The sequence below is a fragment of the Aeromonas sp. R2-3 genome, from assembly GCF_040908375.1.
Classification (GTDB): Bacteria; Pseudomonadota; Gammaproteobacteria; order Enterobacterales; family Aeromonadaceae; genus Aeromonas; species Aeromonas veronii.
In genome coordinates, this window is sequence record NZ_JBFODP010000018.1 from 13,353 (window position 1) to 27,224 (window position 13,872).

Annotated in this window: 11 protein-coding genes; 9 read left to right on the forward strand and 2 right to left on the reverse strand. The window is 60.4% G+C overall.

Annotated elements, in window-relative coordinates; translation table 11 throughout:
• Positions 1-42 precede the first annotated feature (42 nt).
• The gene (locus tag AB5Z02_RS08150; RefSeq protein ID WP_368215837.1) at positions 43-489 is read right to left on the reverse strand and encodes a GNAT family N-acetyltransferase; all 447 of its coding nucleotides are present in this window, start codon (positions 487-489) and stop codon (positions 43-45) included.
• 83 nt (positions 490-572) lie between these two features.
• On the reverse strand, positions 573-1,823 hold the full coding sequence (locus AB5Z02_RS08155; protein ID WP_005335445.1) for a methyl-accepting chemotaxis protein: 1,251 nt from the start codon (positions 1,821-1,823) through the stop codon (positions 573-575).
• Between the two features lie 101 nt (positions 1,824-1,924).
• Here AB5Z02_RS08155 and AB5Z02_RS08160 point away from each other — a divergent pair, with 101 nt between their 5' ends.
• From AB5Z02_RS08160 to fbaA, 9 genes are all read left to right on the forward strand, one after another.
• Positions 1,925-2,677, forward strand: a complete 753-nt coding sequence (locus AB5Z02_RS08160) for a potassium channel family protein (protein WP_005354446.1) — start codon at positions 1,925-1,927, stop codon at positions 2,675-2,677.
• Positions 2,678-2,823: 146 nt separating this feature from the next.
• Positions 2,824-3,429 carry a TIGR04211 family SH3 domain-containing protein gene (locus AB5Z02_RS08165; RefSeq protein ID WP_005335443.1) on the forward strand — a complete coding sequence of 202 codons (606 nt, stop codon included), beginning with the start codon at positions 2,824-2,826 and terminating at the stop codon, positions 3,427-3,429.
• Positions 3,430-3,761: 332 nt separating this feature from the next.
• Positions 3,762-6,926, forward strand: coding sequence for a bifunctional proline dehydrogenase/L-glutamate gamma-semialdehyde dehydrogenase PutA (gene putA, locus AB5Z02_RS08170; RefSeq protein WP_368215838.1), 3,165 nt, complete (start codon positions 3,762-3,764; stop codon positions 6,924-6,926).
• A 245-nt stretch (positions 6,927-7,171) separates the two neighbouring features.
• Complete coding sequence (gene nudC, locus AB5Z02_RS08175) at positions 7,172-7,951, forward strand: NAD(+) diphosphatase (protein WP_139493886.1); 780 nt, start codon at positions 7,172-7,174, stop codon at positions 7,949-7,951.
• A gap of 182 nt (positions 7,952-8,133) precedes the next feature.
• Positions 8,134-9,201, forward strand: coding sequence for a uroporphyrinogen decarboxylase (gene hemE, locus AB5Z02_RS08180; RefSeq protein WP_139493885.1), 1,068 nt, complete (start codon positions 8,134-8,136; stop codon positions 9,199-9,201).
• 111 nt (positions 9,202-9,312) lie between these two features.
• On the forward strand, positions 9,313-10,242 hold the full coding sequence (locus AB5Z02_RS08185; RefSeq protein WP_368215839.1) for an ROK family protein: 930 nt from the start codon (positions 9,313-9,315) through the stop codon (positions 10,240-10,242).
• A 60-nt stretch (positions 10,243-10,302) separates the two neighbouring features.
• Positions 10,303-11,313: an erythrose-4-phosphate dehydrogenase gene (gene epd / locus AB5Z02_RS08190; protein WP_335818178.1), complete on the forward strand. Its 1,011-nt coding sequence runs from the start codon at positions 10,303-10,305 to the stop codon at positions 11,311-11,313.
• 61 nt (positions 11,314-11,374) lie between these two features.
• The gene (locus tag AB5Z02_RS08195) at positions 11,375-12,538 is read left to right on the forward strand and encodes a phosphoglycerate kinase (RefSeq protein WP_150998234.1); all 1,164 of its coding nucleotides are present in this window, start codon (positions 11,375-11,377) and stop codon (positions 12,536-12,538) included.
• Between the two features lie 115 nt (positions 12,539-12,653).
• The gene (fbaA, locus tag AB5Z02_RS08200; protein WP_005335434.1) at positions 12,654-13,733 is read left to right on the forward strand and encodes a class II fructose-bisphosphate aldolase; all 1,080 of its coding nucleotides are present in this window, start codon (positions 12,654-12,656) and stop codon (positions 13,731-13,733) included.
• Positions 13,734-13,872: the final 139 nt, after the last annotated feature.

Sequence of the window (13,872 nt, forward strand, 5' to 3'; positions counted from 1 at the left end):
GCGAGAAGCATGATCCGGTGGGAATTATTGGCCGCCAGTCAATCAGGTGCGCTGGTAGATGGCAGGGTTGTAGATCTCCATCAGGCTGTCTGGACTTGCTGGGGGCGCAAAGCCAAAACCGGCATAGAGGCCGTGAGCATCAGAGGTGGCGAGAGCGAGACGCCGTAATCCCTGCAACTCAGGATGGTCGACAATGGTTGCCACCAGTGCCTTGCTGTAACCCCGGCAGCGGTACTCAGGCAGCACGAAGACATCGGCCAGATAGCCAAAGGTGGCCTTATCGGTGATGACCCGGGCGAAGGCAACCTGCTGACCATCGACATAGCCGCCAACGCAGAGGGAGTGGTTGATGGCCCGCACCACAGTGCTGTGGGGAATACCACGGCACCAGTAAGCCTCTTCGGAGAGAAAACGGTGGATCAGCGGCACATCGAGCCGCCCCTTGTCGTCACTGAGCTCGAGTGGTGGGTGCATTGCATTCTGCTGCATATTGGCTCCTTGCCGTGCGCTGGAAATGAGAAAGGCCCCCTCAAGGGGCCTTCCAGTCTAACCGGATTGGGGCATGAAAACAGTCAGACGAGTTTGAAGGACTGGATCTGGCTGTCGAGCTCCTTGCTGTGCTGCTCGACTAGCTCGGAGGCCTCTTGCAGCTCGCGCAGCACCACGACGGAGCCTTCGGCGATCTGCTTGACCTGCTCCAGATTGCCGCGCATCTCTTCGGCGACCGAGCTCTGTTGCTCGGAGGCGGCGGCGATGTGGCGGTTCATGTCGGCGACACCCTGTACCCGCTGCACTATGGTGGCGAGCTGGGTACCGGCCTGGGTCACCTGTTCCACCCCCTTGTCGGCCTGCTGTACGCTTTGGGCCATCAGCTCGCCAGCCTGGTGGGCATTGCCCTGCAGCTGTTCGATCATCTTCTGGATCTCGACGGTGGCGGCCTGAGCCCGGTTGGCCAGTTCACGCACTTCGGAGGCCACCACGGCAAAGCCACGACCCGCTTCACCGGCGCGAGCCGCTTCGATGGCCGCGTTAAGTGCCAGCAGGTTGGTCTGCTCCGAGATGCCGCGAATGGTGTCGACTACCGAGCCAATGCGCTCGACCCCCTGCTCCACCTCGTTGACCACGGTGGCGGAGCGTTGGATGTTGCCGGAGAGGGTGTCGATGGTGCTGACGGTATCGGCGACGCAGCGGCTCCCCTCTTCCGCCAGCTGGCTGGTTTCGGCGGTGGCGTGAGAGGCCTGATCCGCATGGGCGGCCACTTCGCGAATGGCGCCGACCATCTGGCTCATGGCGCTGGCCAGCTGTTCGATCTGGGTGAACTCTTCGTTGATCGCTTCGTTGGCCTCTTCCATGCAAAGGGTCACCTGGGAGGCGATGTCGTTGAGCTCCTTGCAGGCGGCGCGCTGGTTGCCAAACACCTCTTTGAGATTCTCCTGCGAGTGGGAGACCGCCTTGGCGATGTCACCGAATTCGTCACGAGACTTGAGCAGTACCTTGTGGCTGAGGTCCCGCTTGGCGAAGCGCTCCAGCAGGCCCACCAGATAGTGCACCTGCTTGACCATCAGGCGGGAGCCGGTGAGCAGCAGGATCACGAACAGCAGCCCCATGATGGCGGTCTCCATCAGACCGGTCCAGAGCAGGCGATTGGAGATCGCATCCGCCTTGGCGGGATCGAGCCCTTCGCTGAGCAGGGTCGCTTCCAGATTGTTGGCGTCAAACCAGAGTTTTGTCAGTAGCAGGAGGGTACTGAACACCATCAGCAGCACCACTTTGGGTACCAACCGGATGTTGCTCATTCTTTTCTCCAGCAGGTTCAGCTGCATTGTCATTCTCCTTTTAAAAGCCGTTTTTTCCTTTGCCCTCAGGACTATCGGCATTATCTTCTCTTTTATTAATTTGCACTGTGCTTAAAGTTGGAAAATGTATGCGACATCACTTAACTCATCTGCGGGCGATGGATCTGCTGATGGCATTTCTGTCGATAATCTCGGTTGTGCTGGTGACGGCCCGCTGGTGGGGCCATGAGAGCCTGACACCACAGACCCTACAGCTCTTCTATGACCTCGACAGCCTGATCTGCTACTTCTTCCTCGCGCACTTTGCTTATGGCTGGATCCGGGCCTCCGATCGCAAGGCCTATTTCAAGGCCAACTGGATCTATCTGCCGGGTAGCCTGCCGATGGCGGAGCAGTTGCGCTGGGCGCGGTTGATCCAGCTTTGGCGGGTCTATCAGCTGTTCAAGGAGCACCCGGATCTCTGGGCCATGTTCCGTCGCGAGCGCAACGAGACCACCCTCTCCGGCATCCTGTTCCTCTTCTTCCTGCTGCTGGGGGTGGGCTCCGGCGTCATGTACTGGATTGAGTCGGGCCAGCCCGGCAGCCAGATTGAGACACCCTATGACGCGTTCTGGTGGACGCTGGTGACCCTCTCGACAGTGGGTTACGGGGATCTGGTGCCCAAGACCGAGGAGGGGCGGTTTGTCGCCAGCCTGCTGATCCTGTTTGGGGTCGGTCTGTTCGGTGCCATCAGCGGTTTTATGGCCAGCCTGTTTTTGCAGCCCAACAAGGGGGATGGCGAGACCGACAAGTGGCGTCATCACTACAACAACCAGCAAGAGGAGCTGCTGCGGGAGATCCGCGCCCTGCGCAGCGAGGTGCAGGAGCTGAAAAACAAGTGAGGCCGCGGACGGGCAAGTTGCGAGGTGACTCGCAACTCTGCGCTCTTTAATCCGGGGGAGGTGCTTTTTCTTTGCTTGTCCTTTAACCTGCTGGCGGCTTAACATTCAACCTCTTGTCCAAACCTGAAAAAGAGAACCGATCGACCATGCGCGCCCTTCTCGGGATTTTGATCTGCTTGTGTGCCCAACAGGCACTGGCCGATACCCGTTATGTTTCAGACAACATCTTTACCTATATCCACAATGGCCCGGGTACCCAGTACCGGATCCTTGGCAGCGTCAAGGCTGGTGAACCGCTGGAGGTAAAGGCGGTGAACAGCGAGGCCGGTTTCACCCAGGTGGTGGACGGTCGTGGCCGCGAGGGGTGGATCAAGAACAGCGAACTGCAGAGCCAGATCAGCCTGCGCGAGCGTCTGCCCCAGGTGGAAAAAGAGCGCGATGAGCTTAAAGATCGCCTGCAGAACCTCAACGGTGACAACGAGAAACGCTTCACCGAGAAGGATGGTCAGATCGCTGCCCAGAGCAAGGAGATCGCCGCCCTCAAGGCCCAGCTGGTCAGTCAGGGTGAGGAGATGAGCAATCTCAAAGAGCAGAATGATGCCCTGACCCAGAGCTACGACAACCAGGAGCACGACATGCAGATGGATTGGTTTATCCGTGGTGGTGCAATGGTGGGTGCCGGTATTCTGCTTGGCATCCTGCTGCCCATGCTGCCCCGTCGTCGCAGCCGCGGCGATCGCTGGATGAACTGACAGCATCTGGCTGAATGAATTGCTGAGAAGGGTCGCCGTGGCGGCCCTTCTTTTTTTGGGCACATTGGAGACATCCACTATTGGACGGAATGCGTGACTGCTTTGCGATAGAGAGGCGGTGGCAGATCGTATACAAAATGAAGTCAGATGACCCTCACCCTTGCTGGCGTATTGGCTTCAAAAGGGAATTCATGGGGGGAATGAGCGATCTTTGTTAAAGAGTGGCAACAAATTCATTTCATATAGGGTGCAACATTGTATACATTATCGGCGTTTCGGCGGCGCGTCCGCCTTTGTCGATATCAGCCCTAGGGCGTACAGGAAGACCCCATATGTTCAAAGCTACTCAAGTGCTTGCCGCTGACTATATCCCCTCCGATCTGGCCGCCCTGCGCGAAGCCATCACCCAGAACTATGTGGTGGATGAAAATGCCTATCTGGCCGAACTGTCGGCCATGCTGCCGGGGGATGGCGCCTCGCTGGAGCAGGTGACCCAGCGTGCCCGTACTCTGGTGACCAAGGTGCGCAAGGAGAGCGGCTCCGGTGACGGTATCGACGCCTTCCTGCAGGAGTACAGTCTCGATACCCAGGAGGGGATTATCCTGATGTGTCTTGCCGAGGCGCTACTGCGCATTCCCGATGCCGAGACCGCCGATGCCCTGATCAAGGACAAGCTCTCCGGCGCCAACTGGTCATCTCATTTCCGCAAGAGCGACTCTACTCTGGTCAACGCCTCCACCTGGGGGCTGATGCTGACCGGCAAGATCATCAAGCTCGACAAAAAGCTCGACGGCAACCCGGCCAACCTGCTGGGGCGCATGGTCAACAAGCTGGGGGAGCCGGTGGTGCGCTCCGCCATGTACGCCGCCATGAAGATCATGGGCAAGCAGTTCGTGCTGGGTCGCGACATGAAAGAGGCGCTCAAGGCGAGCCGCAAATCCCGCGAGCTGGGCTACACCCACACCTACGACATGCTGGGTGAGTCGGCGCTGACCATGCAGGATGCCGATAAATATCTGACCGATTACCGCAACGCCATCGAGGCGGTGGGCAACGAGCGGATCAGCGACGGCGGCCCGGCCCCCTCCATCTCCATCAAGCTGTCGGCACTCCATCCGCGTTATGACGTGGCCAACCGCGAACGGGTGCTCGGCGAGATGTGCGAGCGGCTGGTGGGGCTGGTGCGTCTGGCCCGCGACAAGGATGTGGCCATCAGCATCGATGCCGAGGAGATGGACCGCCTCGAGCTGTCGCTGGACTTGTTCGAGCAGCTCTACCGCTCCGATGCCAACCGCGGCTGGGGCAAGCTCGGCATGGTGGTGCAGGCCTACTCCAAACGCGCCCTGCCGGTACTCTGCTGGCTCACCGCACTGGCTCGCGAGCAGGGTGACCTCATTCCGGTTCGCTTGGTAAAAGGCGCCTACTGGGACAGCGAACTGAAATATGCCCAGCAGGCGGGCCTGCCCGGCTACCCGCTGTTTACCCGCAAGGCGGGTACCGATATATCCTACCTCGCCTGCGCCCGCTACCTGCTGAGCGAGCCGACTCGCGGCTTTATCGCCCCCCAGTTTGCCACCCACAATGCCAATACCGTGGTCAGCATTCTGGAGATGGCCGGTGATCGCCAGTTTGAATTCCAGCGTCTGCACGGTATGGGGGAGGAGCTGCACAACGCGGTGCTGAACGACAATCCCGGTCTGCACTGCCGCATCTATGCGCCGGTTGGCGCCCACAAGGATCTGCTGCCCTATCTGGTGCGCCGCCTGCTGGAGAACGGGGCCAACACCTCCTTTGTTCACAAACTGGTGGACCCCAACACCCCGGTCGACTCCCTGGCCGAGCATCCGCTGCGCACCCTCAAGCGCTACTCCGGCTTTGCCAACGACCGGATTCCGCAGCCGGTGAACCTGTTCAGCGACCGCAAGAACTCCAGCGGCGTCAACATGAACATCCTCTCCATCCAGCGACCCTTCTTCGCCCGCTTGAAAGAGCTGGAGAGCAAGCAGTGGCTGGCGGGCCCCATCGTCGATGGCGAGACCCTCAAGCGCAGCGAAGCCCGCACCGTGCTGAGCCCGCAGGATGTGAGCCTCACCGTCGGCAAGATCCACTGGGCCGACGAGCAGGCGGTGGAGCAGGCCTTGGCATCTGCTCACGCTGCCTTCCCGCGCTGGCGTGAAACCCCGGTGAGCGAGCGTGCCGCCGCGCTGGAGAAGCTGGCGGATCTGCTGGAAGCGAACCGCGAGCAGTTTGTCTCCCTCTGTACCCGCGAGGCGGGCAAGCTGCTGCAAGATGGCATCGACGAGGTGCGTGAAGCGGTCGATTTCTGCCGCTACTACGCGGTGCAGGCCCGCAGCCTGATGGGGCAGGCGACCCTGCTGCCCGGCTACACCGGCGAGCAGAACGAGCTGTTCCTGCAGGGGCGCGGGGTGTTTGTCTGCATCAGCCCGTGGAACTTCCCGCTGGCGATTTTCCTCGGCCAAATCGCTGCGGCGCTGGCCACTGGCAACACCGTCATTGCCAAACCGGCGGAGCAGACCGGCCTTATCGCCCATCTGGCGGTGACTCTGGCCCATCAGGCCGGTATTCCGGGCGACGTGCTGCAACTGCTGCCTGGTGACGGCGCCACCGTGGGTGCCAAGCTGACAGCGGATCCGCGCATCGGCGGCGTCTGCTTCACCGGCTCCACCGAGACCGCCAAGCTCATCAACATGACCCTGGCCCAGCGCGATGGCGCCATCCTGCCACTCATCGCCGAGACCGGCGGCCAGAACGCTATGATCGTTGACTCCACCGCCCTGCCGGAGCAGGTGGTGCGCGACGTGGTGAGCGCCGCCTTCCAGAGCGCCGGTCAGCGCTGCTCGGCCCTGCGGGTGCTCTATCTGCAGGAGGAGATTGCAGAGCGGGTGCTGGAGATCCTCACCGGCGCCATGCAGGAGCTGAAAGTGGGCAACCCGGCCGAGCACAACACCGACGTCGGCCCGGTGATCGATGCCGATGCCAAGGCCGGTCTCGATGCTCACCTCGCCTACATGATCCCGCGTGCTCGCCTGATCGCCCAAGCACCGATGCCTGCCGCGACCATGGAAGGGCACTTTGTCCAGCCGACCGCACTGGAGATCGGCTCCATCCGCGAGCTGGCCAAGGAGCAGTTCGGCCCCATCCTGCACGTGGTGCGCTACGCCACCCGGGATCTGGACAAGGTGATCAGCGACATCAACGGCACCGGCTACGGTCTGACGCTGGGGATCCACAGCCGCAACGAATCCCACGCCGAGGAGCTGGCAAGCCGCATCAACGTCGGCAACGTCTACATCAACCGCAACCAGATCGGCGCCATGGTCGGGGTGCAGCCGTTCGGCGGCCAGGGGCTCTCCGGCACCGGCCCCAAGGCGGGTGGCCCCCACTATCTCGGGCGGTTTGTTACCGAGAAGACCCGTACCATCAACACCACGGCGGTGGGCGGCAACGCCTCCCTGCTGGCGATGGGCGATGCCTGATCGGCGCAGCGAGAGAACGATTGACAGCAGGCCGCCTTCGGGCGGCCTCTTTGTTGGTGTGCTCCTCTTGCTCGCCGGTTTTGGCCCCGGCGGGACGAAGATCGGAGGCGATTTTGTTGTGGCGGCGGGGTCGTCAGTGGCGCTTGCCAGTCGTAAGATGGGGCCCATTCGCGCTATTTTGCCCCTGCTGCAGCCTGCTGTGACCGTGGCGTTGTTTAATCTGACTTAACGAGAGTGTTTATCCGATGTCATTAAATGAACAAGCCCGCTGGTTTGTCGTGGCGGGTGACCATCAAATCCTGCTCGATGAGGCGGGTCAGGTGCCGAGCGGCGTGAAGGCGTGCCTGCCCGTAGCGCTGGCCGGTGCCCGTTTCGAGCGTTTTGATGAGTGGCAGGGGCTGCCCTGCTATCTGCTCGATCTGGGTGATGAGGCCGACACGAGCGCTATGAGCCCGCTGCGCCAGCTGATGGTGGCGGGAGACGAAGAGGGCTTTCGCCTCGCCGGTCGTGCCTGGCAGCTCGTTACCTTCCGCCGCACCCACCGTTTCTGCGGTGAGTGCGGCGCCCCCATGACCCCGAAGGCGGGGGAGTGGGCGCAGGTGTGCCACCACGGCCACACGGCCTATCCGCGCATTTCACCCTGTATCATAGTGGCGGTGCGCAAGGGGCCGGAGATCCTGCTGGCGGCCCATCGTCGTCACTATCAGGCGGACGATCCCATGTATACCGTGCTGGCCGGCTTTGTGGAGGCGGGAGAGAACCTTGAGCAGTGCGTGGCACGGGAGGTGTTCGAGGAGAGCGGCATCCGGGTGTGCAATGTGCGCTATGTGGCGAGCCAGCCCTGGCCATTCCCCCACAGCCTGATGATGGGCTTCACCGCCGACTACGAGAGCGGCGAGATCCGGGTGCAGGATGACGAACTGGTCGCCGCAGCTTTCTTTGCTGCTGACCGCTTGCCGCGCTTGCCACCCCACGGCACCATTGCCCGGCGCTTGATCGAGTTGTCACTGGCGGGCGAGGGGTAACGAGGCGCTTATCTTTTCGCCAATCCTTTTGTACTTCTTATTAAAAACGGGGCGGTCAGGTTTGCGCCCCTTCACATCTTTGCAACCGCGCGTCCATTTGCCACGTTTTGGGCAGTCCGATCCGGTGGGCAAAGTGGTATTATGGCCGCCATTTTATGCGTGATACGAACTCAGGAACTGGGATGAAAGAGCTGAAGAACGATCGATACCTGCGCGCTTTGCTGCGTCAGGACGTGGATATGACCCCGGTATGGATGATGCGCCAGGCTGGCCGTTATCTGCCGGAATACAAGGCGACTCGCGCCCAGGCGGGGGATTTCATGTCCCTGTGCCGCAATGCCGAGCTGGCCTGTGAAGTCACCCTGCAGCCGCTGCGCCGCTACCCGCTCGATGCCGCCATCCTCTTCTCCGACATCCTCACCGTGCCTGATGCCATGGGGTTGGGTCTCTACTTCGAGCAGGGTGAAGGCCCGCGCTTCGAGCGCCCGATCACCTCCATGGCCGACGTGCAGGCGCTGCCCATTCCGGATCCGGAAGATGAGCTGGGCTACGTGATGAACGCGGTGCGCACCATCCGCCGCGAGCTGAAGGGTGAAGTGCCGCTCATCGGCTTCTCCGGCAGCCCCTGGACCCTGGCTACCTACATGGTGGAGGGGGGCAGCTCCAAGGCATTCACCAAGATCAAGCAGATGATGTACGCAGAGCCGCAAACCCTGCACCTGCTGCTCGACAAGCTGGCCGACAGCGTGATTGCCTACCTCAACGCCCAGATCAAGGCGGGGGCGCAGGCTGTCATGGTGTTCGACACCTGGGGCGGCGTGCTCACCCCGCGTGATTACCGCGGCTTCTCCCTGCAGTACATGCACAAGATTGTCGATGGCCTGATCCGCGAGCACGACGGTCGCCGTGTGCCGGTCACCCTGTTCACCAAGAACGGCGGTCAGTGGCTGGAGCAGATCGCCGCCACCGGTTGCGATGCGCTGGGTCTGGACTGGACCACCGACATCGCCGATGCCAAGCGCCGGGTCGGTGACAAGGTTGCGCTGCAGGGCAACATGGATCCCTCCATGCTCTACGCCACTCCGGCTCGCATCCGTGAAGAGGTCGCCTCCATTCTGGCCGGTTTCGGTCACGGCAATGGTCACGTATTCAACCTCGGCCACGGCATCCATCAGGATGTGAACCCGGAACATGCCGGTGTGTTCGTCAACGCGGTACACGAGCTCTCTGCCCAGTACCACGGTCGCTAAGGCCGGGGCGAGAGAAGAAGAGTGTGTTTGAAATCCGGGGCCGTCAGGCCCCGTTTTACATTGCAATAGGCGCTGCAACGACGAGAATGTGGCGCCAGTGCAGGAGGCAAGATGAGCAGCAAGTCACTGGATTGGGGTATCGATCTTGGTGGTACCAAGTGCGAATGCGTGGTGCTGGATGGTAACGAGGTGCTGCTGCGCCACCGCATCCCCACCGAGCGGGCTGGCGGTTATGACCATATGATCGGCCAGATCGCCAAACTGGTAGCTGAGTGTGCCGAGAAGATTGGCCAGCGCCCAGCCGTCATCGGCATGGGGACGCCGGGGGCGCGGGATCCGCAGACCGGCCTGATGAAGAACTGCAACACCACCGAGCTCAACGGCAAGCCGTTCAAGGAGGATCTGGAGCGCAAGCTGGGTGTGCCGGTGCTGATCGCTAACGACGCCAACTGCTTCGCGCTGGCAGAAACCCATCTCGGTGCAGTGCGCAAGCACCATCCCGATGCGAAAGTGGTGTTCGGCATCATCATGGGCACCGGAGTCGGCTCCGGCATCGTCATCAACGGCCAGATCCTCAACGGCCACCACGGCATCGCCGGTGAGTGGGGCCACAACGTGCTTTCCCCCGATGGTCCCGAGTGCTACTGCGGCAAGCGTGGCTGCGTCGAGACCCTGATCAGCGGCCCGGCGCTGGAGGCCTGGTACGAGGCGAAGGCCAAGCGCCACCTCTCGCTCGCCCAAATCGCGGCCGCCACGGCTCACGATCATGTGGCCAAGCTCACCATCGACCGGCTGCATCTGTTTTTTGGTCAGGCGCTGGCCAATGTGGTCAATATTCTCGACCCGGATGTGATCGTCATCGGTGGTGGGGTGGGCAATGTGCAGAGCCTTTACAGCGCCGGACGGCAGACAATTTTGCCCTTCCTCTTTAATCCCCGTTTCAGTGCCCCCATTATTGCTCCAGCCCTTGGCGACAGTGCCGGGGTATTCGGGGCCGCACTGCTGGCCCGCGGTGAATTCAAGGAGGCCCTGCTGTCGTAGCCGGGTCTCCCGGGGGGCCGGTGCGCCGCCCTGTTGCTGGTTCAAGGAAACGGATTCTCGATGATCAAGATTGCCATCAATGGTTACGGGCGGATCGGTCGCAACGTGTTGCGAGCCCTCTATGAAAGCGGGCGCGACAAGACCATCAAGATCGTCGCCATCAACGAGCTGGCAGCCCCCGAGGCCATGGTGCACCTGACCCGTTACGATACCAGTCACGGTCGCTTCCACCATCCGGTGCAACTGGCGGGCAACAGCATGCTGGTGGGGGAGGATCTCATCTCTCTGTTTGCCGAGCGGGATCCGTCAAAGCTGCCGTGGCGGGCGCTGGGGGTGAATGTGGTGCTCGACTGCACCGGGGTATTCGGCTCGCGGGCCGATGCCGAGCTGCATCTGGCGGCGGGGGCGGGCAAGGTGCTCTTCTCCCACCCGGCGGATGCCGATGTGGATGCCACCGTGGTCTACGGGGTCAACCATCATACCCTCACCGGAGCGGAGCGGATCGTCTCCAACGCCTCCTGTACCACCAACTGCGTGGTGCCGGTGATTGAAACATTGCATCGAGAATTCGAGATAAATTGTGGTACTATTACGACAATTCATTCGGCCATGCATGATCAGCAAGTCATCGATGCCTACCACAGTGACTTGCGCCGAACCCGCGCTGCCAGTCAGTCCATCATTCCGGTGGACACCAAGCTGGCAAAGGGGCTGGAGCGTATCCTGCCCCACTTCGCCGGCAAGTTCGAGGCGATCGCGGTGCGGGTGCCGACCATCAATGTAACAGCGATGGATCTCAGTATTACTGTTCGTAAAAAAGTGACAGTTAGTGACGTAAATCAAGCCCTGCAACGGGCATCCAGAGGTACATTACACGGTATTCTGGATTACACGGAAGAACCGCTGGTCTCCGTAGACTTCAATCATGATGCGCACTCATGCATCATTGATGGTACCCAGACCCGAGTGAGCGATGCCAACCTCGTCAAGATGTTGATGTGGTGTGATAACGAATGGGGCTTCGCAAACCGGATGCTGGATACCACCCGGGCCATGATGGTTGCAGGCTGAGCCTGCCCCGGGCGAAAGGTTACTGTTTTTAACATTACCTGGAAAATATAGAGGACTGAATATGTCTGTTATCAAGATGACTGACCTGGATCTGGCGGGCAAACGCGTTCTGATCCGTGCTGACCTGAACGTGCCGGTAAAAGACGGCAAGGTCACCTCCGATGCACGTATCGTCGCTACCCTGCCGACCATCAAGCTGGCTCTGGAAAAGGGCGCCAAGCTGATGATCACCTCCCACCTGGGTCGTCCGACCGAAGGCGAGTACAACGAAGAGTTCTCTCTGCTGCCGGTTGTCAACTATCTGAAAGACGCTCTGTCCTGCCCGGTTCGCCTGGCCAAGGATTACCTGGATGGCGTAGAAGTCGCTGCCGGTGAGCTGGTTGTGCTGGAAAACTGCCGCTTCAACAAAGGCGAGAAGAAGAACACCGAAGAGCTGGCCAAAAAATACGCCGCCCTGTGTGACGTCTTTGTAATGGACGCGTTCGGTACTGCTCACCGCGCCGAAGGCTCCACCTACGGTGTGGCTCAGTTCGCTCCGGTCGCTTGTGCCGGCCCGCTGCTGGCTGGTGAACTGGAAGCGCTGGGCAAAGCCATGCTGAAGCCCGAGCGCCCGATGGTTGCCATCGTTGGCGGCTCCAAGGTCTCCACCAAGCTGACCGTTCTGGAATCCCTCTCCAAAATCGCTGACCAGCTGGTTGTCGGTGGTGGCATCGCCAACACCTTCATCGCTGCTGCCGGTCACAACGTCGGCAAGTCCCTGTGCGAGCACGACCTGATCGACACCGCCAAGAAACTGGCTGCCGAGACCAACATTCCTGTGACCACCGACGTGGTTGTAGGTGCCGAGTTCTCCGAGTCCACTCCGGCCACCATCAAGTCCGTCTCTGACGTGACCGACGGCGACATGATCTTCGACATCGGCCCGGATTCTGCCAAGGCCCTGGCTGACATCATCATGAACGCCAAGACCATCCTGTGGAACGGCCCGGTTGGTGTATTCGAGTTTGACCAGTTCGCCGAAGGCACCAAGGTTATCGCTGAAGCCATCGCTGCTTCTCCGGCCTTCTCCATCGCTGGCGGTGGTGACACCCTGGCTGCTATCGACAAGTTCGGCATCGCTGACAAAGTCTCCTACATCTCCACTGGCGGCGGCGCCTTCCTGGAGTTCGTAGAAGGCAAGGTACTGCCGGCTGTTGCGATTCTGGAACAGCGCGCTAAAGCCTAATTGACCCGGAACGGGGGGCAAAAGCCTCCCGTTTCGTTTATCATGTGCCCGCTGTGCCGGTTCATGATGAACCCCCCATTTTTTATTAACGGCATACGAGACAGGACGATTAAACATGTCTAAGAAAATTTTCGACTTCGTAAAACCCGGCGTGATCACTGGTGATGACGTTCAGAAAGTGTTCGCCATCGCTAAAGAGAACGGCTTTGCTCTGCCGGCCGTAAACTGCGTTGGTACCGACTCCGTTAACGCCGTACTGGAAGCTGCCGCCAAGGTTAAAGCGCCGGTTATCGTTCAGTTCTCCAACGGTGGTGCCGTGTTCACCGCCGGTAAGGGTCTGAAGCTGGAAGGTCAGAAAGCTGCCATCCTGGGTGCCATCTCTGGTGCCAAGCACGTTCACGCTGTTGCCGAAGCCTACGGCGTGCCGGTAATCCTGCACACCGACCACGCTGCCAAGAAGCTGCTGCCGTGGATCGACGGTCTGCTGGAAGCGGGCGAGAAGCACTTTGCTGAAACCGGCAAGCCGCTGTTCTCCTCCCACATGCTGGATCTGTCCGAAGAGTCTCTGGAAGAGAACATCGACATCTGCTGCGAGTACCTGACCCGCATGGCCAAGATGAACATGACTCTGGAGCTGGAACTGGGTTGCACCGGTGGCGAAGAAGACGGCGTCGACAACAGCCACATGGATCAGTCCGCTCTGTACACCCAGCCGGAAGATGTTGCTTACGCTTACGAGCGTCTGTCCAAGATCAGCCCGCGTTTCACCATCGCTGCCTCCTTCGGCAACGTACACGGTGTATACAAGCCGGGTAACGTCAAGCTGACCCCGTCCATCCTGGACGCGTCCCAGAAGTACGTTTCCGAGAAGTTCGGCATCCCTGCCAAGTCTCTGGACTTCGTATTCCACGGTGGTTCAGGTTCCACTCTGGAAGAGATCCGCGAGTCCATCTCCTACGGCGTAGTGAAGATGAACATCGACACCGACACCCAGTGGGCAACCTGGGAAGGTCTGCTGAACTTCTACAAGAAGAACGAAGCTTACCTGCAAGGCCAGCTGGGCAACCCGGAAGGCGCCGACAAGCCGAACAAGAAGTACTACGATCCGCGCGTATGGCTGCGTGAAGGTCAGACTTCCATGATCGCTCGTCTGGAGAAAGCATTCTCCGACCTGAACGCCATCGACGTACTGTAATTCGTTACAGCACCTTGATTGCATGAAAAGGCGCCCTTCGGGGCGCCTTTTGCATTTCTGTGATCCGCACCGGTTGGTGAGTTGAGGAGGAACTGGGTATTATCGAAACAACTTTGCTTATTTTATTAAACAATTTGCA

Coding starts and splice junctions, on each gene's coding strand:
- AB5Z02_RS08150 (WP_368215837.1), bottom strand. CDS start 489: ATGCAGCAGAATGCAATGCACCCACCACTCGAGCTCAGTGACGACAAG.
- AB5Z02_RS08155 (WP_005335445.1), bottom strand. CDS start 1,823: ATGCAGCTGAACCTGCTGGAGAAAAGAATGAGCAACATCCGGTTGGTA.
- AB5Z02_RS08160 (WP_005354446.1), top strand. CDS start 1,925: ATGCGACATCACTTAACTCATCTGCGGGCGATGGATCTGCTGATGGCA.
- AB5Z02_RS08165 (WP_005335443.1), top strand. CDS start 2,824: ATGCGCGCCCTTCTCGGGATTTTGATCTGCTTGTGTGCCCAACAGGCA.
- putA (WP_368215838.1), top strand. CDS start 3,762: ATGTTCAAAGCTACTCAAGTGCTTGCCGCTGACTATATCCCCTCCGAT.
- nudC (WP_139493886.1), top strand. CDS start 7,172: ATGTCATTAAATGAACAAGCCCGCTGGTTTGTCGTGGCGGGTGACCAT.
- hemE (WP_139493885.1), top strand. CDS start 8,134: ATGAAAGAGCTGAAGAACGATCGATACCTGCGCGCTTTGCTGCGTCAG.
- AB5Z02_RS08185 (WP_368215839.1), top strand. CDS start 9,313: ATGAGCAGCAAGTCACTGGATTGGGGTATCGATCTTGGTGGTACCAAG.
- epd (WP_335818178.1), top strand. CDS start 10,303: ATGATCAAGATTGCCATCAATGGTTACGGGCGGATCGGTCGCAACGTG.
- AB5Z02_RS08195 (WP_150998234.1), top strand. CDS start 11,375: ATGTCTGTTATCAAGATGACTGACCTGGATCTGGCGGGCAAACGCGTT.
- fbaA (WP_005335434.1), top strand. CDS start 12,654: ATGTCTAAGAAAATTTTCGACTTCGTAAAACCCGGCGTGATCACTGGT.